The organism is Halomonas piscis (assembly GCF_031886125.1).
Taxonomy (GTDB): Bacteria; Pseudomonadota; Gammaproteobacteria; order Pseudomonadales; family Halomonadaceae; genus Vreelandella; species Vreelandella piscis.
Map to the genome: position 1 here is coordinate 962,426 of NZ_CP119391.1, position 20,167 is coordinate 982,592.

Sequence of the window (20,167 nt, forward strand, 5' to 3'; positions counted from 1 at the left end):
GGCGACCTGCCCTCGCGCTACTATAGGTACGAAGCGTATCGTGTTAACTGACCGCAGCACGCCGCAAGGAGGCCTGAATGCTTCGCTTTCTGCACACCGCCGACTGGCAGATCGGCCGACAGTATGCCCGCTTCGAGGTCGAGGATGCCGCCGCCCTGGCGGAGGCCCGCTTCACCGCGGTGGAGCGCCTGGCCGGGCTGGCGACGGAGGAGCAGGTCAGCGCCGTGCTGGTCGCCGGCGATATCTTCGATGCCCAGGGCCTGAGCAACCGCACCCTGCACCGCACGTTTCAGGCCATGAGCGGCTTTGCCGGCCCCTGGGTGCTGCTCCCCGGCAACCACGATGCCGCCCTGGCCGAAAGCATCTGGAGCCGGGCGCAGCGCATTGGCGCCGTACCGGACAACGTCCATGTGCTCACCCGGCCCGAGCCGCTGCGGCTGGACGCGATCGGCGCCGCTATCCTCCCCGCGCCGCTGACCCAGCGGCAAACCCACGAAGACTTGACCGCCTGGTTTGACGACGCCGCCACGCCCGACGGCCTGGTACGCATCGGACTGGCCCACGGCAGCGTTGAAGGCCAGCTGCCCGAATCGGCGGATTCGCCCAACCCCATCGCCGCCGACCGCGCCGCCACGGCAAGGCTGGACTACCTGGCCCTGGGTGACTGGCACGGCCTCAAGCAGGTCGACGCGCGCACCTGGTACAGCGGCACGCCGGAGCAGGAACGCTTCAAGAACAACGGCGCCGGCCAGGCGCTGCTGGTGGAAATTGACCGCCCCGGCGCCGTGCCGCGGGTCGAGGCCCGGGCGACAGGGCAGTACGGCTGGTATCAGTGGCGCCGCCGCCTGGCTGTGGCCTCGGACCTCGACGCCCTGCTGGAGGAGCTGGCGGCACTGCCCGCGATGTCGGTGATCGACCTGACGCTTGCCGGCGAGCTGGACCTGGCCGGCAAGCAGCACCTGGATCAGGCCTTGAGCGCCGCTGCCGGCCGCCACCGCAGCCTTCAGGTCGACACCGCCGAGCTGGCGCTTTCGCCCACGGCGGAAGACCTCGCCGATCTCCACGCCGACGGCTACGTGGGCCATGTGATCCGCGAGCTTCAGGAGCAGCAGACAGGGGACGGCGAAGGCGCCGATACCGCTCGCCGGGCGCTGGGCATTCTTGCCGGCCTGCTGCGGGAACGGCCGTCCGCCAAGGAGAGCTCCTCATGAAGCTGACGCGCTTGTATATCAACCAGTTCCAGCAGTTTCGCACGCCGCTGGACGTCACCGGCCTCGAGGCCGGCCTCAACCTTTTTGTCGGCCCCAACGAGTCGGGCAAGAGCACCCTGGTGCGCGCCATTCGCGCCGCTTTTTTCGAGCGCCATAAAACCGGCAGCGTGACCGAGCTGCAGCCCTGGGGGGACAGCTCCGCCGGCCCCGAAATCCAGCTGGAGTTTGACTGGCAGGGCAGCCGCTGGACCCTGAACAAGCGCTTTTTGCAAAGCAAACGCTGCGACCTTCAGGGCGGCGGAGAGCACTACCGCGGCGACGAGGCCGACGACCGCCTGGCCGAGCTGCTGGGCTACGAGTTTCCCGGCCGCGGCGCGAGCAAGGCCGAGCACTGGGGCATTCCCGGTCTGCTATGGGTGGAGCAGGGCGCGGTTCAGGAGATGCGCGAACCCGTGGGTCACGCCGGCGAGCACTTGCAGGCGGCGCTGAGCCGCAACCTGAGCGAGGCCCTGGGCGACGTTGCCAGCACCGGCGGCGATGCGCTGATCGCCCGAGTGGAACAGGAGCGCGGCAAGCTGCTGACCGCCACCGGCCGCAGCACCGGCGAGCTCAAACAGGCCGAGCAGGAAAGCGCAAGGCTGGCCGCCGAGCAGGACAGGCTCGACAGCCAGGTAGACGAGTACCGCGAGCTGGTGGATCGCCTCGGCGAGCTTCAGCGCCAGCAGCGAGAGATCGACGCCGCCCGACCCTGGGAGGCGCAGCAGGCCAGGGCGGAAAAGGCCCGACAAGCGCTGGACGCCGTTCAGGCCCAGCAGCAGCGTCAGGCGCAGGAGCGCAGCGAGCTCGACGCCTGCCGGCGCAGCCAGCAGCTTTATCGCCAGCAGCTGCAGGATATGGAAGACCAGGCCCGGCAGCTGGCAAGGCGCGAAGAGGAAAAGGCCCGGGCCCAGCAGCAGCGGGAGCAGCACCGGGCCAACGACGGCGGCATTCGCCAGCGCCTGGAAGATGCCAAGGCCGACTATGCCCGAGCGGAAGAGGCCCTAGCGAGCGCCCGCCAGCACGCGCGCCGGCAAGCGCTGCAGGCAGAGCAGGAGCGGCTGCGCGAGCAGAGCAGCCGGCTTGGCGCGACCCTGGCGGATGCCCGGCGCCTGCGCGATACGCTGCAGCAGCTGAGCGAGCAGCATCAGGCCATCCGCATCGACGACGAAGCGCTGCGTCAGCTGCAGCGCACCGAAGACGAGCGGGAGAAACTCGGCATTCAGCAGCAGGCGCTCGCCACCCGGCTGGCCTATCGGCTGGAAGATGGCCAGCAGCTGATGCTCGGCGATCAGCCGCTAAGCGGCGAAGGCGAGAAAGAGCTGTTGGCGGCTGCCGAGCTGCGCATTCCCGGCGTGGGCACGCTGACCGTCACCCCCGGCGGCAGCGACGTGGCCGAGCTTTCGCGCCGGCAGCAGCGTCACGCCGCGGACCGCGATGCCCTGCTGCATGAGCTGGGAGCGGCGAGCCTGGCCGATGCCGGGGCCCGGGCCAGAAAGGCCGACGAGCTGAACCGCCGCATGGAGCGCGAGCGCGCCGAGCTCAAGGGCCTGGCGCCCCAGGGGCTGGATGCCCTGGAAAGCGAGCAGCGCCTGGCCGAGCAGCGCCAGAAGCAGCTGGCCGACGAGCTGACCCAGCTTTCCGACGCGCCCCGGGCCGCTGCCCCTCTCGATGAAGCGCAGGCGCAGGCCGCCCTAGCCAACGCCGGTGAGCAGCTCAAGGCCGCCGAGCACGCCGAGCAGGCGCACCGCCAGGCGCTTGGCCTGGCGCAGCAGGCGCTGGCGACCGCCGAGGCCGAATGGCAAAGCCTGCACGACGAGCTCAACGCCCCGGACCGCCAGCAGCGCCAGCAGCAGGCCCGGGACGCGCTGACCGACCTCCACGCCCAGGACGAGCGCCTGCAGGCCTCGCTCGAGCGGCGCCAGAGCGAGATCGAGGCCGCCAACCCCGAATTGCTGGAGCAGGACCTGGAGCGCTTCACCCGCGCGGCAGAGGCCCAGCTGCAGCAGGCTCGGGGACGGGAACGCGAGGTTCACGACCTGCAGATTCGTCTGGATACCCAGGGCGCCCAGGGGCTGGACGAGCAGCGTGACGACGCCCGTCGCCAGCAGCAGCAAATACAGCGCCGCCGGGATGAGCTAAGCCGCCGCGCCGAGGCCCTGGACCTGCTGCTGACCCGGCTCAAGCAGCAGCGCCAGACAGTGACCCGCCGCCTGCAGGCGCCGCTGCAGAAACACCTGGGCCGCTATCTGAAGCTATTGTTCCCCGGCGCCGAGCTCACCGTGGATGAAGACCTCAAGCCCGAGGCCCTGATCCGCGACGGCACCGGCGGCGAAGAGCGGGGCTCACTGGAGGCGCTGAGCTTTGGCGCTCGGGAGCAAATGGGCCTGATTACCCGCCTGGCCTACGCCGACCTGCTCAAGGAAGCCGGCCGGCCCACCCTGATCATCCTTGACGATGCTCTGGTGCACTGCGACCGGGCGCGGCGCGAACAGATGAAGCGTATCCTTTTCGACGCCGCCCGGCGCCATCAGGTGCTGCTGTTCACCTGCCATCCGGAAAACTGGCAGGACCTGGGCGTGGCCCCCCGGGAGATGCAAGCGCTCAAGACCGCCGGCAGCACCGCCGACATGCTGGCGCCCCAGGCCGGCGGCGATGCGCCCCGGCCGGGCGTCACCGCCCGCCATGAATAAAATTAAAGTTCATCATGAGAAACTTCAGCTTGCTTCATGCAGCCCCGGTTTCGATAATCCATCGTTGATTTGCCGCGGACGCCTCAGCTGGCGGATGCCTTGGATTCATGCCTTTGGAACCAGGACGGTCATTCTCGATGAACAACGATTTTGCATTTTCCGTCAAGCGGATTCGCTTCGATGAGAACTATCGCCCGGCGGACACTACCCGCATCACCACCAACTTTGCCAACCTGGCCCGGGGGGAGATGCGCGAAGAGAACCTGCGCAACACCCTGCGGATGATCAACAACCGCTTCAACGCCATGGCCGACTGGGACAATCCCAATGGCGACCGCTATGGCGTGGAGCTGGATATCGTCTCGGTGGAAATGGCCGTGGACGCCGCCGCCCGCGACGAGGCCTTGCCGCTCATCGAGATTTTGCAGACCCACATTGTGGACAAGGCCACCAACCAAAGAGTGGAAGGTATCGCGGGGAACAACTTCTCTTCCTACGTGCGCGATTACGACTTCAGCGTGGTGCTCAAAGAGCACAACCGGGGCCGGGAGTCGTTCAGCGTGCCGGAAGACTTCGGCGTGCTGCACGGCCAGCTGTTCCGGGCCTTTCTGCACTCCGACGCCTACCGGGAAAACTTCGCCAAGCCGCCGGTGATCTGCATCAGCGTTTCCAGCACCAGAACCTACTACCGCACGGACAACGTCCACCCGGTGCTGGGCGTGGAGTACCGCAAGGAAGAAAGCTCCCTGACCGATGCCTACTTCCACGAGATGGGCCTGCGGGTGCGCTACTTCATGCCGCCGGGCAGCGTGGCGCCGCTGGCCTTCTACTTCATGGGCGATCTGCTCGGCGACTACACCAATCTGGAGCTGATCAGCACCATCAGCACCATGGACTCCTTCCAGAAGATCTACCGCCCGGAAATCTACAACGCCAACGCGGCGGCGGGTCAAGTCTATCGGCCGAGTCTGGAGGAGCCGGACTACTCCCTGACCCGCATCGTCTACGACCGCGAAGAGCGCACCCGGCTGGCCAGCGAGCAGGGGCAGTTCGTGGAAGAGCATTTCATCAAGCCCAACCGCCAGGTGCTCGAACAGTGGACCGCCCGCCAGGCGTCCTGATTTCCGTCTTACGAGGTTTTTATCATGGCAAGATTGTTACCCACGTCCACCGCCGGCAGCCTGCCCAAACCTTCCTGGCTGGCCGAGCCCGAGGTGCTGTGGTCGCCCTGGAAGCTGGAAGGCGAAGGGCTGGCGGAAGGCAAGCGGGACGCCCTGCGCCTGGCCCTGCACGAGCAGCGCCACGCCGGCATCGACATCGCAAGCGACGGCGAGCAGTCGCGCCAGCACTTTGTCACCACCTTTATCGAGCACCTGAGCGGCGTGGATTTCAACCAGCGCGAAACCGTGCGCATCCGCGACCGCTACGAAGCCAGCGTGCCCTCGGTGGTGGGTGAGGTCTCCCGCCAAAAGCCGGTGTTTGTGGAAGACGCCAGGTTCCTGCGCGGGCAAACCGACCAGCCCATCAAGTGGGCGCTGCCCGGCCCCATGACCATGGTGGACACCCTGTACGACGGCCACTACAAAAGCCGCGAGAAGCTGGCCTGGGAGTTTGCCAAGGCGCTGAACGAAGAAGCCCGGGAGCTGGAAGCCGCGGGCGTGGATATCATCCAGTTCGACGAGCCGGCGTTCAACGTCTTCTTCGACGAGGTCAACGACTGGGGCATCGCCACCCTGGAAAAGGCCATCGACGGCCTCACGTGCGAGACCGCCGTGCACATCTGCTACGGCTACGGCATCAAGGCCAACACCGACTGGAAAAAAACGCTGGGCTCCGAGTGGCGCCAGTACGAAGAAGTCTTTCCCAGGCTGCAAAAGTCCAACATCGACATCGTCTCGCTGGAGTGCCAGAACGCTCGCGTGCCCATGGAGCTCATCGAGCTTATCCGCGGCAAGAAGGTGATGGTGGGCGCGATTGACGTCGCCACCCAGGAGATCGAAACGCCGGAAGAGGTCGCCGCCACCCTGCGCAAGGCGCTTCAGTTTGTCGACGCCGAGAACCTCTATCCCTCCACCAACTGCGGCATGGCCCCGCTGCCGCGCCACGTTGCCCGGGGCAAGATGCAGGCGCTTGCCGCCGGCGCGGCCATCGTGCGCAAGGAGGTCGAAGGTTAAACAAGCCTCCAGGACGGGGCCTCAGGCCCCCGCAAGCGGACGCTGCGGGGGTTTTTGTGTGTCTGGCTTCCCTGCACGCACCCGCGGCGCTGTGTATCATATTGCCCTTTTGTCATTTTTTGCGCGGGCGTCACGCCGCGCGGCCAATGGAGAGGGGTAGCACAGTGGATACCGAGAGCCATTCGCAGCTGGCGGGGTTTATCTGGGCCGTGGCGGATCTGCTGCGCGGCGACTTCAAGCAGTCCCAGTACGGCCGTATCATTCTGCCGCTGACGCTGCTGCGCCGGCTGGAATGCGTGCTGGAGCCCACCAAGTCGCAGGTGGTCCAGGCCGCCGAGACGCACCGCAACAAGGCCGATGCGGTGCGCGACAAGCTGCTGCGCAACGCCGCCGGCCAGCCGTTTTTCAACGCCAGCCCGCTGACGCTGGGCACGCTTTCCGCCACCCAGACCGCCGACGACCTGATGAGCTACGTGCGCGCCTTCAGCGCCGACGCCCGGGAGATCTTCGAGCACTTCGAGTTTGAGAACTACGTCCACCAGCTCGACGCTGCCAACCTGCTGTACGGCGTGGTCGAGCGCTTTGCTGCCACCGACCTGAGCCCCGCGCGGCTCTCCAACTACGGCATGGGGCTGGTGTTTGAAGAGCTGATCCGCAAGTTTGCCGAAAGCTCCAACGAGACGGCCGGCGAGCACTTTACCCCGCGGGACGTGGTGCACCTGACCACCTCGCTGGTGCTCACCGGCCAGGACGACAAGATCAAGACCGGCGGCATCGTCACCGTTTATGATCCCACCGCGGGCACCGGCGGCTTTCTCTCGGAAAGCGACGCCTACATGCAGGAGGTCAGCGGCGGCATGAGCGTCTCGCTCCACGGCCAGGAGCTCAATCCCGAATCCTACGCCATCTGCAAGGCCGACATGCTGATCAAAGGCCAGACCGTGGGCCGCATCAAGCTGGGCAACACGCTTTCGGACGACCAGCTGGCCGACCAGCGTTTCGACTTCATGCTGGCCAATCCGCCGTTCGGCGTGGACTGGAAAAAGGTGCAAAAGGGCGTGGTGGACGAGCACCGGCGCAAAGGCTTTGAGGGCCGCTTTGGCCCCGGGCTGCCCCGGGTGTCCGACGGCTCGCTGCTGTTTCTCATGCACCTGGTCAGCAAGATGCGGCCGACAAAGGAAGGCGGCTCGCGCATCGGCATCATTCTCAACGGCTCGCCGCTGTTTACCGGCGGGGCGGGCAGCGGCGAGTCCGAGATCCGCCGCTACCTGCTGCAGCACGACCTGGTCGAGGCGATTGTCGGCCTGCCCACGGACCTGTTCTACAACACCGGCATTGCCACCTACGTCTGGGTGCTGTCCAACCACAAGACCGCCGAGCGCCGGGGCAAGGTGCAGCTGATTGACGCTACCGCTCGGGGCAGCAAGATGCGCAAGTCGCTGGGTAGCAAGCGCCACTACATCGCCGAGCGCGATCTGGACGAAATTGTGCGCCTTTACGGCCGCTTTGCCGAAAGCGACGAGAGCAAGGTTTTCCCCGTCGAGGCCTTTGGCTATCGCCGCATCACCGTGGAGCGCCCGCTGCGCCTGAACTTCCAGGCAAGCCCCGAGCGCCTGGCCCGGCTGGGCGAACAAAAGCCCGTGCAAAAGCTCGAAGCTGCCGAACGCGAAGCGTTAATCCGCGCCTGCGCAAGCCTGGGCGAAGCGCAAGCATTCACCAACCGCGAGGCGTTTCTCAAGGCGTTGAAGGCGGCCTTTGCCGAGCACCTGCCTGCCGGCATGAAAGTCGGCGCGCCGCTGCAAAGGGCCGTGTTCACTGCGCTTGCCGAGCGCGACGCCGAGGCCGACATCTGCCGCGACAGGAAGGGCCACCCGGAACCCGACACCGGCCTGCGCGACCACGAAAACGTCCCGCTCGACGAGCTGGTGACCGACTATTTCGAGCGCGAAGTAAAGCCCCACGTCCCCGACGCCTGGATCGACAAGGGCAAGCGCGACCCGCTGGACGAGCGCCTGGGTATCGTCGGCTTCGAGATCCCTTTCAACCCTGAGGAATCCCCATGAAATGGGTAATAAAATCAGCATGATAGGATTGAAAAAGCCTGCATGAGTCATGCATGTTGTGAGTTACGACACACAACAACATGCGAAGGAGACCCATGCAGGCCCCTCGATTCTTGCATAACTTGCTGACGTCTTCACTCTCCGTGATCCATGCCAAGCGGCTACAGACCGTCCTCGATACCGTTGGCGCTCTGCTGGGCGAGCGACGTCTGGGATTAACGGCCATTGGCCGTGCGTTGCCGAGCTCGACGGATGCCAAGCACGCCATCAAACGAGTCGATCGACTATTAGGCAACCCTCACCTTCATCAGGAACGACCGCTGTTCTATTGGCTCATGGCCTCGCTGCTGATCGGCCATACAACGCGCCCACTGATTCTGGTGGACTGGTCGCCGATTGATGACCGCGGCAGGCATTTCCTGCTGCGTGCGGCGGTGCCCTTCGCCGGGCGATCGCTGCCCATCTTCGAGAAGGTTCATCACAAGGAAGGATGCCCATACTGTGAAGCCTATCTGCTGGATGCGCTGGCAAGGATCCTGCCCGACAAGGCCACGCCGATCCTGGTGACCGATGCCGGCTTTCGTAACCCGTGGTTTCGGGCCGTTGAAGCGCGCGGCTGGTATATCGTTGGACGGGTCCGTCAGCCCGCCCGTTACCAGGCGTCAGGCGAAGCATGGCAACCCGTGAAGACCCTGTTTCAACACGCGACATCGGAACCGCAGGCGTGGGGCTCCGTCCGGATCGCCGAAAACCATCCGTTCCGCGCTCAGATGGTGCTCTATTATCGACCGCCACGGGGACGTAAGCATCGCAATAAACAAGGCCGGATCTCTCGGGACGGCGGCAGCCGGACGATCGCCCGGCGTCAGCAGGAGCCCTGGGTGCTGGTCAGCAATCTGCCGGACCGCTCAACGCTGGCGAATAAAGTGGTAACGATCTACCGACAGCGCATGCAGATTGAGGAAGGGTTTCGCGATGTCAAAAGTCCCTTGTTCGGGCTGGGCTTCGGCATGCATCAGTCTCGCCAGGGCAAGCGCATCGAGGTCCTGCTGCTGATCGCCATGTTGGCGAACGTGGCCATGATGGTGGCCGGCCTGGATGTCCGAGCCCGGGGGCAACAGCGGCGCTATCAGAGCAACAGTATCCGGCACCGGAGCGTGCTTTCCGTGTGGCGCCTGGGCTTGGAATGTCTTCGTCGTCATCAACCCGACGCCGTGCCTTGGCCTGCTTGGACAACCCTCCGAGCACGACTTCGCGAGGAAGTCAGGGAGCAGAGCCTATGCGGCGAGTAGCAACATATTCGTGGGGATTCGTCAGGGATTACTCCGGTGACGGGGTAGCCTTTCAGAAAGGAGATGTTCTTTTCGGAAAGCTTCGCCCTTATTTGGCCAAAGTTTATCTTGCTGGTGGCTATGGTGAAGCGGTCGGGGACTTTCATGTTATGAGACCGTCCCAAAATATGTCGGGAAGGTTCTCTTTATCCCGGCTTATTCACCGGAACGCTGACTGGGCATCCTGAAGCCCCGGGGAGCCGGTAGCTCGTCGCCGAACGCCGATTTCGAGACGGCACCGTCTTCCGGTGACGCTCTGTCCGGCTGCTATCGCCGTTATTCAGCCCCTTCCCTGCCTTGTCGTCGGTCATCCGGGCAGCCGGAACCGCCGGTCATCGACAGGACCGGCGTCTCACTGTCTTGCTTATGCGACCGCTGAGGCGTCAGCGCAACGCTGTCAGTTTTGGTAGCCCTTTCAGCAGAGTCGGCCACCATTTATCGGCTGCGGCGCCGAGGTGGACCGTGATACGTCGGGCGTGGAGGATCAGGGTGGCGGCCACCTTGAGGACCTGCTCACGCATTCGGATCAGGCTCCAGCCCTGTCGGGTTTGCCGTTCCAGCACGCAACGCAGACCATGCAGCACCTGATAGGCGTAAAGGCTCAGCAGAAGACTCGCCTCGTTGCGATCCATCACGTTCTGCTCGGTGGAGGCGCCGCGATCGGTCGACGAGAGGTGAACATCCAGCGCCGACTTGACCTCGCCCATGTGCGCCTCGGCGCTGCCGCGCTTGCGGTACAGTGATAACACCTTTTCCGGCGGCCAGTGGTACCGACTCAGGTTGGTCACCAGGAAGAAGGCGTGGAGCAACAGGTCGTCGGGGCGCTCCTGAACCACCAGCACGACGCGCCGTGGCTCGGGCCAGCTGTCGGCCCGGTATTCAAGGTCATGGCACCATTCCCGGGGCTGGTCCGGGGGTCGGCCGGGCGGCCGCTTGAGATACGGCGCCGCCAGCGTCTGAAGGGTGTTGTTGCTGCGCAGCCGGCCCAGGTACCCGATATCACGCTCTTCCATGGCCAGCAGCGTATCGTTGCCGGTAAACCCGGCATCGATACGCACTGTCACTGTCGCACCGGTGCCTTCATTGAGGCGCCGTACCAGGTGAGGGATCCAGGTATCGGCGTTCTCGGCAGGGCCCGCGTTACCCTCGCGCAGCAGGCCGCCGACCATGTCACCGGTTTCGGCCAGCGAGGCCACCAGCGGCGAATAAATGCGTGTGCCGTACAGCCCGTGAAAGGCCGACCCGCCCTGACGACCATGGACCTCGATCGGCAGGCCGTCGATGTCCAGCGTCAGGTTATCGGGCTGCTCGCCGTGGTTCAGCGATGCCAGGCGCCAGATCGCCAGGCGCAACAGGCCTTCATGCACGGTATCGATGTTGTCATGACTCCCAAGGCACGCCAGCAGCCGCGACAGCGTCGCCTGCGACGGACGGTCCTGTGCCAGAGGCGTCATTCCGCGTGCATCGCTGCACGCCAGCTGCCAGAGCGGATCGTGACGCAGCGTGTCGGTATCGTCCAGGTCGATCCACCCCATGGCGCGCTGCAACACGACGGTTCGCAGCTGGCTGGCCAGGGAATGACGAATACGCAGTGGATCACGCCGGTCGACCAGGCTTTCTTCCAGCGCCTGGATAACACCGCTGTTGTCGAGGGCTTCACGCAGCAGCAAGGCGCCGCTGTCGCTGGTGGTGCGGTGGCCGCTTAGCTCGGCCCGAACAGAACCATTGCAGGAAGGCGTCCACGACGATAATCTTTCACCCATGGCGAGAGGTCCTCTTGAATCAAGTTCTGGCTGGAACATCCTGATTCTACAAGAGAAACCCCTCGCCATCTTTATTTTCAAGCCAGCCTCATGAATAAGCCGGGTTTATACCAATTTTTACAGTCTCAATTTATGGTTCTTCGTCGTTTCATGTGGATTTGGCCTGATCGAACAGGCGCCCCACCGGGCTGCCAATCAGGTAGATCATGGCGATGAAGTTGGCTTCGTTCCGGTAACCCCGTGCGCGTGACCGAGCCGCCTGAAACAGACCGTTCATGCCTTCCAGTCGTGCGTTCGTCAGTCCCGAAATCCAACGCCTAACCACCGCATCGGCGTGGCGCTCCAACGTCGCCAGGGCCTTTCCCATCGGCTTCAGCAATGGCTTCTCCGAGACCGCCGCCTTCATGACCCTGAGGTAGTGCGTGATGCGCCATCGAGCCGCTCGTGGCGTCGGCGCCTTCTGGATCCAGCGCAGCTTCTCCTTGATCACCCAGGCATCGGACGTGGCGCTCTGGTCAGCCACCAGCTCCTGGAGAGCCGCCAGCTGCTTGGGCGTCAGGTTCTCGTTGTCCAGGCTCTTCAGCAGGGCCCAGCGCAGCGACTTGGGGTGTTCCTGCTCGCGGCGCTCCTTCTTGCGCACCTCGTCTAGCCGCTTGGTGAAGGTCTGCACGATATGGAACCAGTCGACCGTGACCTCGGCCTTGGGAAGGTACTCAGCCACGCCGCTGAGGAAGGCTTGTGACATGTCGCAGACGACCTCGACCACGTTGTCCGGATCGCCGCCATGGGCCGCCAGGAAGGCGCTAAAGGCCTTGATGGCGTCCTTGCCGTGGCCGGGGACGGCGAAGATCACCGGTTCCTGCTTGCGTTGCATATCAAGGAACACCGTCACATAGCGCTGGCCACGCCGGGACGCGGTTTCGTCCACGCCAACGGTGGCCACGTTGCTCAGATCCAGCTGCCCCAGCATCCGACCGACGTAGTGATGCACGATGCGCCACAGCCGCTTGTCGGAGATCTCCAGCTGTCGGGAGACGGCCAACACCGGCATCTCCTTGACCAGTGACATGGCCGCCTGCTCGAACAGCAGGGTGAAGTCGCTGCCCGGCCTCGCCCAAGGGACCTCGATACGCTTGACGCCATGCTCCGGGCACTTGGTACGCGGCACGCGAGCATGCAAGTAGCAGTGATGCTGGAAGAAGTTCAGGTGCCGCCACGTCTTGTCAGCGAAGTCATGAGCCGGACAGGCCTCGCCGCACTCAGGGCAGGGGTAGAGGCTGCCACGCTCGGCCTCGACGTAGAGGTCCAGACGGTGGGGCGATACGGAGGTGTCCAGGTGCTGGTCCTTGAGAATCCAGGGCGCTTCCAAGCCCAGGCCGAGGGTCAGAATCTGGGTGCCGTCCATGTCATACCTCCTGTCGTCGTGGAGGTCATATTCTGGCCCAGCTCAGGGGGCGAATTCCACACCCAACGACGAAGAGCCCAATTTATATCAGCAGTTGATGGGGCCACTTATGGCGCGAAAATGCCACGGGTCGGCTGGGAAACAATGGGTAACATGCCTTATGTTACGCCACCTGAGCACGAGCAAGCTCAGGTAGCCGCCTTCCTCGACCACGAAACCACCCGCATCGACGCGCTGATCGCCGAGCAGCAGCGCTTGATCGCGCTGCTCAAGGAAAAGCGCCAGGCGGTGATTTCCCACGCCGTGACCAAGGGCCTCGACCCCGACGTGCCGATGAAGGACTCCGGCGTGGAGTGGCTGGGTGATGTGCCGGCGCATTGGGATGTTGTGGCCTTACGCCTGACGAATCCCCACGAATATGTTGCTACTCGCCGCATAGGCTCTGCTCCCTGACTTCCTCGCGAAGTCGTGCTCGGAGGGTTGTCCAAGCAGGCCAAGGCACGGCGTCGGGTTGATGACGACGAAGACATTCCAAGCCCAGGCGCCACACGGAAAGCACGCTCCGGTGCCGGATACTGTTGCTCTGATAGCGCCGCTGTTGCCCCCGGGCTCGGACATCCAGGCCGGCCACCATCATGGCCACGTTCGCCAACATGGCGATCAGCAGCAGGACCTCGATGCGCTTGCCCTGGCGAGACTGATGCATGCCGAAGCCCAGCCCGAACAAGGGACTTTTGACATCGCGGAACCCTTCCTCAATCTGCATGCGCTGTCGGTAGATCGTTACCACTTTATTCGCCAGCGTTGAGCGGTCCGGCAGATTGCTGACCAGCACCCAGGGCTCCTGCTGACGCCGGGCGATCGTCCGGCTGCCGCCGTCCCGAGAGATCCGGCCTTGTTTATTGCGATGCTTACGTCCCCGTGGCGGTCGATAATAGAGCACCATCTGAGCGCGGAACGGATGGTTTTCGGCGATCCGGACGGAGCCCCACGCCTGCGGTTCCGATGTCGCGTGTTGAAACAGGGTCTTCACGGGTTGCCATGCTTCGCCTGACGCCTGGTAACGGGCGGGCTGACGGACCCGTCCAACGATATACCAGCCGCGCGCTTCAACGGCCCGAAACCACGGGTTACGAAAGCCGGCATCGGTCACCAGGATCGGCGTGGCCTTGTCGGGCAGGATCCTTGCCAGCGCATCCAGCAGATAGGCTTCACAGTATGGGCATCCTTCCTTGTGATGAACCTTCTCGAAGATGGGCAGCGATCGCCCGGCGAAGGGCACCGCCGCACGCAGCAGGAAATGCCTGCCGCGGTCATCAATCGGCGACCAGTCCACCAGAATCAGTGGGCGCGTTGTATGGCCGATCAGCAGCGAGGCCATGAGCCAATAGAACAGCGGTCGTTCCTGATGAAGGTGAGGGTTGCCTAATAGTCGATCGACTCGTTTGATGGCGTGCTTGGCATCCGTCGAGCTCGGCAACGCACGGCCAATGGCCGTTAATCCCAGACGTCGCTCGCCCAGCAGAGCGCCAACGGTATCGAGGACGGTCTGTAGCCGCTTGGCATGGATCACGGAGAGTGAAGACGTCAGCAAGTTATGCAAGAATCGAGGGGCCTGCATGGGTCTCCTTCGCATGTTGTTGTGTGTCGTAACTCACAACATGCATGACTCATGCAGGCTTTTTCAATCCTATCATGCTGATTTTATTACCCATTTCATGGGGATTCCTCAGGAGTAATCCGATTCTTTCTTTATGTAACGACCAGACCACCCTTCGATATTCTCAAGAGCGATAGGGTTTGCCCGATTGGCAGCGCGATCTGTCACCAAAGTCAGTACATGTTTTAGGCGACGAACCACCCAATGCGCCGGCACTTCACCCAGCCACTCGATACCGGAATCCTTGTATTCGGGGTATGCGGGACGGGTACTCGGGCTATCCCTGCCCTCGCCCTTCGGGCCAGCCGCCTTGCGGCTGTTCAAATTTGCTCCAGACAAATTTGTCATACCGCCATCTCCTCGATCATCTGCTTGATGCGGTCGGTACAGGCCTTGAGGTCGGCGTCGATTTCCTCCAGCGGGCGCGGGGGCTCGAAGGTGTAGAAATGCCGGTTGAAAGCTGACGAATCCCCACGAATATGTTGCTACTCGCCGCATAGGCTCTGCTCCCTGACTTCCTCGCGAAGTCGTGCTCGGAGGGTTGTCCAAGCAGGCCAAGGCACGGCGTCGGGTTGATGACGACGAAGACATTCCAAGCCCAGGCGCCACACGGAAAGCACGCTCCGGTGCCGGATACTGTTGCTCTGATAGCGCCGCTGTTGCCCCCGGGCTCGGACATCCAGGCCGGCCACCATCATGGCCACGTTCGCCAACATGGCGATCAGCAGCAGGACCTCGATGCGCTTGCCCTGGCGAGACTGATGCATGCCGAAGCCCAGCCCGAACAAGGGACTTTTGACATCGCGAAACCCTTCCTCAATCTGCATGCGCTGTCGGTAGATCGTTACCACTTTATTCGCCAGCGTTGAGCGGTCCGGCAGATTGCTGACCAGCACCCAGGGCTCCTGCTGACGCCGGGCGATCGTCCGGCTGCCGCCGTCCCGAGAGATCCGGCCTTGTTTATTGCGATGCTTACGTCCCCGTGGCGGTCGATAATAGAGCACCATCTGAGCGCGGAACGGATGGTTTTCGGCGATCCGGACGGAGCCCCACGCCTGCGGTTCCGATGTCGCGTGTTGAAACAGGGTCTTCACGGGTTGCCATGCTTCGCCTGACGCCTGGTAACGGGCGGGCTGACGGACCCGTCCAACGATATACCAGCCGCGCGCTTCAACGGCCCGAAACCACGGGTTACGAAAGCCGGCATCGGTCACCAGGATCGGCGTGGCCTTGTCGGGCAGGATCCTTGCCAGCGCATCCAGCAGATAGGCTTCACAGTATGGGCATCCTTCCTTGTGATGAACCTTCTCGAAGATGGGCAGCGATCGCCCGGCGAAGGGCACCGCCGCACGCAGCAGGAAATGCCTGCCGCGGTCATCAATCGGCGACCAGTCCACCAGAATCAGTGGGCGCGTTGTATGGCCGATCAGCAGCGAGGCCATGAGCCAATAGAACAGCGGTCGTTCCTGATGAAGGTGAGGGTTGCCTAATAGTCGATCGACTCGTTTGATGGCGTGCTTGGCATCCGTCGAGCTCGGCAACGCACGGCCAATGGCCGTTAATCCCAGACGTCGCTCGCCCAGCAGAGCGCCAACGGTATCGAGGACGGTCTGTAGCCGCTTGGCATGGATCACGGAGAGTGAAGACGTCAGCAAGTTATGCAAGAATCGAGGGGCCTGCATGGGTCTCCTTCGCATGTTGTTGTGTGTCGTAACTCACAACATGCATGACTCATGCAGGCTTTTTCAATCCTATCATGCTGATTTTATTACCCATTTCATGGGGATTCCTCAGGCGTGAACCCTTGCCCACTTGGGTATCAACGTGCTGTCTCACGGCTGTTATGCTCCCAGCAGAATCCCAAACTCCGTAAACAGGAGGGCCGTCACATGACCGATGAGATCAAGCCGCCAGTTCCGCCTTTCGACTCGGCGTCAGCCGCTGAGAAGGTGCGTCTTGCAGAGGATGCCTGGAATACGCGCGACGCCCAAAAAGTGGCGCTTGCTTACACCACGGACAGCCAGTGGCGTAATCGCAATGAGTTTATCAAGGGGCGTGAGCAGATTGTGGCATTTTTGCAGCGCAAGTGGCGTAGGGAGCTGGACTATCGGCTTATCAAGGAGCTGTGGATTGCCGATGGCCATAAGATTGCCGTGCGCTTTGCCTACGAGTGGCACAACGATTCGGGGCTATGGTTCCGGTCCTACGGGAATGAAAACTGGGAGTTCAACGACGCGGGTCTGATGAAGCGCCGCATTGCAAGTATCAACGATCTGCCAATAGAAGAGTCCGAGCGAAAGTTCCGTTGGCCGCTCGGCCGCCGTCCGGATGACCATCCGGGGTTGTCAGAGCTCGGCCTATAGGCGCCCGCTCAGCGTTAACGCCGCTGGCTGTCGCGATAGCGGGGCAGCGGATGCTACAGTTCCACGGAGACCCTGCCATTAGCCGGAAAGGCCTGCCATGCCTATCGAATCGCCCCCCTTGTCCCTTGAACGCCTGAACGCCACCCGAAACAGCCTTCGCGACGCCGTCGTTCATACGGCGCAGTGGCACAACGATGCGCTGTCTGCGACGTTGAACACCTCGCTGGCCTTCAAGTACGAGAACCTGCAGCGCGCGGGCTCCTTCAAGATACGCGGGGCCACCAACAAGATTGCTCGGTTATTGGCAACCGGGGCGCAGGGCAACGGGGTGATCGCCGCCTCGGCCGGCAACCACGCTCAGGGGGTGGCGCGGGCGGCCGGCCTTGCCGGGCTTCGCGCCGTCGTGGTGATGCCGGTCAACGCGCCTTTAACCAAGGTAGAAGCCTGCCGCAAGATGGGGGCGGAGGTTCACCTGCACGGTACCAATCTGGAGCAGGCTACCGAGCTTGCCCAGGAGGTTGCCCGCCGGGATAACCTGGCGTTTCTCTCGCCCTACGATGACTGGGATGTGATCGCCGGCCAGGCCAGCTGCGGTCTGGAAATGTTCGAGGACGACCCGGACGTGACGCTGGCGGTGGTGCCCCTGGGCGGCGGCGGTCTGCTGTCCGGCGTGGCGCTGGCGCTCAAGCTGCAAAATCCGGCCATTCGCGTGGTCGGCGTACAGACCGACACCGTGGCGCCCTGGCGGCGCTTTCTAGCCGATGGCAGCATCGAGGAAGTTGCACCCGATGCCCACACCATCGCCGATGGCATCAAGGTCAAGCGCGCCGGTGAGCTCACCCGCCAGGTCATCGCGCGTTACGTGGACGACATCGTCACCGTCAGCGACAACGCCATCGCCGAGGCCATCGTCACCCTGCTCGAGCATACCCATACCATCGGCGAAGGGGCCGGGGTCATCGGCCTGGCAGCCCTGATGAGCGGCAGGATCCCGGTCAGTGAGCGAGACCGGGTGGTCTGCGTGATCTCGGGAGGGAACGTGGATACCAGCCTGGTAGGCCGCTCCATCGACTACGGCCTCGCTTCCAGCGGCCGCCTGATCAACCTGTCGGTGACCATCCAGGACACGCCGGGCAACCTTGCCCACCTGCTCGATACCGTCGCCAGGCTCAGCGTGAACATCCGTCACGTGGAGCATCGCCGCGGCGAGCTTCACGTGCCTGTGGGCATGACGCAGGTGATTCTCGAAATGGAAGCCCGGGGTCCCGAGCACCAGGAACAGCTGGTTACCCTGTTCCAGGAAGAAGGGCTCCAGGTCAACACGCTGACGACCCGCCAGCCCAAAGGCCAGGCGTGATCTCTCGGCGGCACCCGGTCGACGATGATTCTTTCCCATGTCCAAGGGAGGTTAACGCGCTATGCAATCTGTCGTACTGCTTGATGGCGGCCTGGGTCAGGAGGTTTACCGGCGTGCGCGCGATATAAGCTCGCCGCTGTGGTCGGTTGCCGTGATGCAGGAGCAGCCCGAGGTGGTCACCGGCGTACACGCGGATTTCATCCGTGCCGGGGCCAAGACTCTGACCCTGAATACCTACGCCGCCACCCCGACTCGCTTGCGCAGGCAGGGCATGCAAGAGCAGCTGGCCGGCGTTCATCAGCAGGCCTTTGACGTGCTGAGGCAGGCCATGGACAGCGCGGCAACCGAGGTGGATATCGCCGGGTGCCTGCCGCCCCTGGCGGCGAGCTATCAGGGCCAGCCGGAGCGCTCTTTCGAGGATCTACTGGAAGAGTACGCCCAGCTGGTGGGGCTTCAGGCCGCGGCGGATGTGCTGCTGATCGAAACCATGACCAACACCCTGGAGGCGCGGGCCGCCTGCGCCGCCGCCCGCCGTCTGGACAAGCCCTACGGCGTCGCGTTTCGGCTGGAAGCGAACGGCAGGCTCAAATCCGGCGAGACGCTGGACGAAGCGGTCGCGGCCGTCATCCCTTATGCGCCCACCGCGGTGATGCTGAACTGCTGCGATCCTCAGTGGATAGCCACTGCCATGCCCGCCCTGGCCAACCGCTATGCGTGCGTCGGCGGCTATGCCAATGCCTTCAAGTCCGTGGAGGCCCTGGCCAAAGGCGGCTCGGTGGACGCGCTGGAGGCACGAGAGGACCTTTCCCCGGCGGCGTATCATGCCTATGTCAGCCAATGGCTGGACAGCGGCGCTACGATTGTCGGCGGCTGCTGCGATATCACCCCGGCGCACATTGCGCATACGGCGACGCGGCTCGCGGAGGCGTACGAGATCGTGCCGTTTTCTAGCCTCCGGGATGGTCAGGCCTCCGGCGCCAGCGGGCGATAGTCAGGTGTTGAGCACCACGCCTCCGTTGAGGTGCAGGGTTTGCCCGGTCATGTACGACGATTCTTCGCTTGCCAGATAGACGTAGGCCGGGCCCATTTCGCTGGGCTGGCCGGCGCGGTCCATGGGCACCTGCCCGCCAAAGCTTTCGACCTTTTCGGCATCGAAGCTTGCGGGGATCAGCGGTGTCCATACCGGCCCCGGGGCCACGGCGTTGACGCGGATGCCCTTGTCGACCAGGGAGATGGCCAGCGAGCGCACCAGCCCCTGAATCGCCCCTTTGGTAGCGGAGTAGTCAATCAAGGTGTCGTTGCCCTTGAAAGCGTTGATGGACGAGGTGGCGATGATGCTGTCGCCTTCCTGCATGTGGGGCAGGGCGGCCTTGCTCATATAGAAATGGCTGAAGATGTTGGTCTGGAAGGTGCGCTGGAGCTGATCGTCGGGAATCTGGGTGATGTCGTCCCAGTCGTACTGCTCTGCCGCGTTGTTGACCAGGATATTCAGCCTGCCGAAGGTTTTCAGGGTCTGGTCGACCACCTCGCGGCAGAAGGCGGCTTCGCCCACGTCGCCCTGAAGCAGCAAACAGCGCCGGCCCTCTGCCTCCACCAGGTCCCGGGTTTCATCGAGGTAGGCAAGCACGCAATCGGCGCCTTCGCGGGCGAAGTGCAGCGCTACCGCGCGGCCGATGCCGCTGTCGCCGCCGGTGATGACGGCCACCTTTTGGTGGAGTTTGTGACTGCCGCGGTAGCCGGCGCGGATGTACTCGGGCTCCGGCGCCATGGCGTGCTCTTTGCCGGGCTGATGCGCCTGCTGCTGGGGTGGCTGTTTCCGTTCTGTCATGATAAACACTCCGTTTGACTGTAATTGTTGCTCTGACAGAGAGGGGGGAAGGTCAGTATGCCGGCAAAATCCAAAGCACAGCAAATGGCGGCCGGCGCTGCGCTGGCAGCCAGGCGCGGCGAGCAGAAGGTCAGCGAGCTGGATGGCGCCGCCAGGTCCATGTATGACTCCATGAGCGAAGAAGAGCTGGAGAAAATGGCATCGACCCAGCGTAGCGGCAAGCCCCGGCACGACGCTCAGTCCGACTGAGCCCGGGTGGCGCCCGGCGTTTCGCCTGGCCATC

Annotated in this window: 17 protein-coding genes; 11 read left to right on the top strand and 6 right to left on the bottom strand. The window is 63.7% G+C overall.

The annotated features are described in order from the left end of the window. Positions 1–77: 77 nt before the first annotated feature. From P1P91_RS04575 to P1P91_RS04600, 6 genes are all read left to right on the top strand, one after another. The gene (locus P1P91_RS04575; RefSeq protein ID WP_311884843.1) at positions 78–1,211 is read left to right on the top strand and encodes a metallophosphoesterase family protein; all 1,134 of its coding nucleotides are present in this window, start codon (positions 78–80) and stop codon (positions 1,209–1,211) included. Further along, positions 1,208–3,940, top strand: a complete 2,733-nt coding sequence (locus P1P91_RS04580) for an AAA family ATPase (protein ID WP_311884845.1) — start codon at positions 1,208–1,210, stop codon at positions 3,938–3,940. Before P1P91_RS04575 ends, P1P91_RS04580 begins: the two co-directional genes overlap by 4 nt. A gap of 137 nt (positions 3,941–4,077) precedes the next feature. Beyond that, on the top strand, positions 4,078–5,061 hold the full coding sequence (locus P1P91_RS04585) for a DUF1852 domain-containing protein (RefSeq protein ID WP_311884846.1): 984 nt from the start codon (positions 4,078–4,080) through the stop codon (positions 5,059–5,061). A 24-nt stretch (positions 5,062–5,085) separates the two neighbouring features. After that, complete coding sequence (locus P1P91_RS04590; protein ID WP_311884848.1) at positions 5,086–6,114, top strand: methionine synthase; 1,029 nt, start codon at positions 5,086–5,088, stop codon at positions 6,112–6,114. A gap of 164 nt (positions 6,115–6,278) precedes the next feature. Further along, positions 6,279–8,177 carry a type I restriction-modification system subunit M gene (locus P1P91_RS04595; RefSeq protein ID WP_311884849.1) on the top strand — a complete coding sequence of 633 codons (1,899 nt, stop codon included), beginning with the start codon at positions 6,279–6,281 and terminating at the stop codon, positions 8,175–8,177. 95 nt (positions 8,178–8,272) lie between these two features. Beyond that, positions 8,273–9,469, top strand: coding sequence for an IS4 family transposase (locus tag P1P91_RS04600; protein ID WP_311882096.1), 1,197 nt, complete (start codon positions 8,273–8,275; stop codon positions 9,467–9,469). A gap of 422 nt (positions 9,470–9,891) precedes the next feature. Here P1P91_RS04600 and P1P91_RS04605 read toward each other — a convergent pair whose 3' ends face one another. Together P1P91_RS04605 and P1P91_RS04610 are read right to left on the bottom strand one after the other, a co-directional pair. Next, a complete protein-coding gene (locus tag P1P91_RS04605; protein ID WP_311883841.1) occupies positions 9,892–11,310 on the bottom strand; it encodes an IS1380 family transposase in 1,419 nt (472 codons plus the stop codon). Between the two features lie 109 nt (positions 11,311–11,419). Continuing rightward, complete coding sequence (locus tag P1P91_RS04610; RefSeq protein ID WP_311881765.1) at positions 11,420–12,676, bottom strand: ISL3 family transposase; 1,257 nt, start codon at positions 12,674–12,676, stop codon at positions 11,420–11,422. A gap of 153 nt (positions 12,677–12,829) precedes the next feature. On the opposite strand from P1P91_RS04610, the gene P1P91_RS04615 reads away from it, so the two are divergent. Next, positions 12,830–13,129, top strand: a complete 300-nt coding sequence (locus tag P1P91_RS04615; RefSeq protein ID WP_311884850.1) for a restriction endonuclease subunit S domain-containing protein — start codon at positions 12,830–12,832, stop codon at positions 13,127–13,129. On the opposite strand, the gene P1P91_RS04620 is transcribed toward P1P91_RS04615, so the two are convergent. From P1P91_RS04620 to P1P91_RS04630, 3 genes are all read right to left on the bottom strand, one after another. Then, the gene (locus P1P91_RS04620; RefSeq protein WP_311882096.1) at positions 13,101–14,297 is read right to left on the bottom strand and encodes an IS4 family transposase; all 1,197 of its coding nucleotides are present in this window, start codon (positions 14,295–14,297) and stop codon (positions 13,101–13,103) included. The two genes, P1P91_RS04615 and P1P91_RS04620, sit on opposite strands and share 29 nt — an antisense overlap. A gap of 108 nt (positions 14,298–14,405) precedes the next feature. Further along, the gene (locus P1P91_RS04625) at positions 14,406–14,684 is read right to left on the bottom strand and encodes a hypothetical protein (protein WP_311884851.1); all 279 of its coding nucleotides are present in this window, start codon (positions 14,682–14,684) and stop codon (positions 14,406–14,408) included. Positions 14,685–14,821: 137 nt separating this feature from the next. Then, a complete protein-coding gene (locus P1P91_RS04630) occupies positions 14,822–16,018 on the bottom strand; it encodes an IS4 family transposase (RefSeq protein ID WP_311882096.1) in 1,197 nt (398 codons plus the stop codon). A gap of 207 nt (positions 16,019–16,225) precedes the next feature. On the opposite strand from P1P91_RS04630, the gene P1P91_RS04635 reads away from it, so the two are divergent. The 3 genes from P1P91_RS04635 (at position 16,226) to P1P91_RS04645 (ending at position 19,047) form a co-directional block, all read left to right on the top strand. Then, positions 16,226–16,699, top strand: coding sequence for a nuclear transport factor 2 family protein (locus P1P91_RS04635; RefSeq protein ID WP_311884852.1), 474 nt, complete (start codon positions 16,226–16,228; stop codon positions 16,697–16,699). 97 nt (positions 16,700–16,796) lie between these two features. Further along, entirely contained in the window at positions 16,797–18,056 is a 1,260-nt protein-coding gene (ilvA, locus tag P1P91_RS04640) for a threonine ammonia-lyase (RefSeq protein WP_311884853.1), read from the top strand. 61 nt (positions 18,057–18,117) lie between these two features. Further along, positions 18,118–19,047 carry a homocysteine S-methyltransferase family protein gene (locus tag P1P91_RS04645; protein ID WP_311884855.1) on the top strand — a complete coding sequence of 310 codons (930 nt, stop codon included), beginning with the start codon at positions 18,118–18,120 and terminating at the stop codon, positions 19,045–19,047. Here the strand turns inward: P1P91_RS04645 and P1P91_RS04650 are convergent, their stop codons facing one another. Next, complete coding sequence (locus P1P91_RS04650; RefSeq protein WP_311884857.1) at positions 19,048–19,884, bottom strand: SDR family oxidoreductase; 837 nt, start codon at positions 19,882–19,884, stop codon at positions 19,048–19,050. 57 nt (positions 19,885–19,941) lie between these two features. Here P1P91_RS04650 and P1P91_RS04655 point away from each other — a divergent pair, with 57 nt between their 5' ends. Beyond that, positions 19,942–20,133: a DUF3008 family protein gene (locus P1P91_RS04655; protein WP_311884859.1), complete on the top strand. Its 192-nt coding sequence runs from the start codon at positions 19,942–19,944 to the stop codon at positions 20,131–20,133. The last annotated feature ends 34 nt before the right edge of the window (positions 20,134–20,167 follow it).

Excerpts from the sequence above, each read along its gene's own strand:
- P1P91_RS04575 (WP_311884843.1), top strand. The coding sequence starts at position 78 with ATGCTTCGCTTTCTGCACACCGCCGACTGGCAGATCGGCCGACAGTAT.
- P1P91_RS04580 (WP_311884845.1), top strand. The coding sequence starts at position 1,208 with ATGAAGCTGACGCGCTTGTATATCAACCAGTTCCAGCAGTTTCGCACG.
- P1P91_RS04585 (WP_311884846.1), top strand. The coding sequence starts at position 4,078 with ATGAACAACGATTTTGCATTTTCCGTCAAGCGGATTCGCTTCGATGAG.
- P1P91_RS04590 (WP_311884848.1), top strand. The coding sequence starts at position 5,086 with ATGGCAAGATTGTTACCCACGTCCACCGCCGGCAGCCTGCCCAAACCT.
- P1P91_RS04600 (WP_311882096.1), top strand. The coding sequence starts at position 8,273 with ATGCAGGCCCCTCGATTCTTGCATAACTTGCTGACGTCTTCACTCTCC.
- P1P91_RS04605 (WP_311883841.1), bottom strand. The coding sequence starts at position 11,310 with ATGTTCCAGCCAGAACTTGATTCAAGAGGACCTCTCGCCATGGGTGAA.
- P1P91_RS04610 (WP_311881765.1), bottom strand. The coding sequence starts at position 12,676 with ATGGACGGCACCCAGATTCTGACCCTCGGCCTGGGCTTGGAAGCGCCC.
- P1P91_RS04615 (WP_311884850.1), top strand. The coding sequence starts at position 12,830 with ATGCCTTATGTTACGCCACCTGAGCACGAGCAAGCTCAGGTAGCCGCC.
- P1P91_RS04620 (WP_311882096.1), bottom strand. The coding sequence starts at position 14,297 with ATGCAGGCCCCTCGATTCTTGCATAACTTGCTGACGTCTTCACTCTCC.
- P1P91_RS04625 (WP_311884851.1), bottom strand. The coding sequence starts at position 14,684 with ATGACAAATTTGTCTGGAGCAAATTTGAACAGCCGCAAGGCGGCTGGC.
- P1P91_RS04630 (WP_311882096.1), bottom strand. The coding sequence starts at position 16,018 with ATGCAGGCCCCTCGATTCTTGCATAACTTGCTGACGTCTTCACTCTCC.
- P1P91_RS04635 (WP_311884852.1), top strand. The coding sequence starts at position 16,226 with ATGACCGATGAGATCAAGCCGCCAGTTCCGCCTTTCGACTCGGCGTCA.
- ilvA (WP_311884853.1), top strand. The coding sequence starts at position 16,797 with ATGCCTATCGAATCGCCCCCCTTGTCCCTTGAACGCCTGAACGCCACC.
- P1P91_RS04645 (WP_311884855.1), top strand. The coding sequence starts at position 18,118 with ATGCAATCTGTCGTACTGCTTGATGGCGGCCTGGGTCAGGAGGTTTAC.
- P1P91_RS04650 (WP_311884857.1), bottom strand. The coding sequence starts at position 19,884 with ATGACAGAACGGAAACAGCCACCCCAGCAGCAGGCGCATCAGCCCGGC.
- P1P91_RS04655 (WP_311884859.1), top strand. The coding sequence starts at position 19,942 with ATGCCGGCAAAATCCAAAGCACAGCAAATGGCGGCCGGCGCTGCGCTG.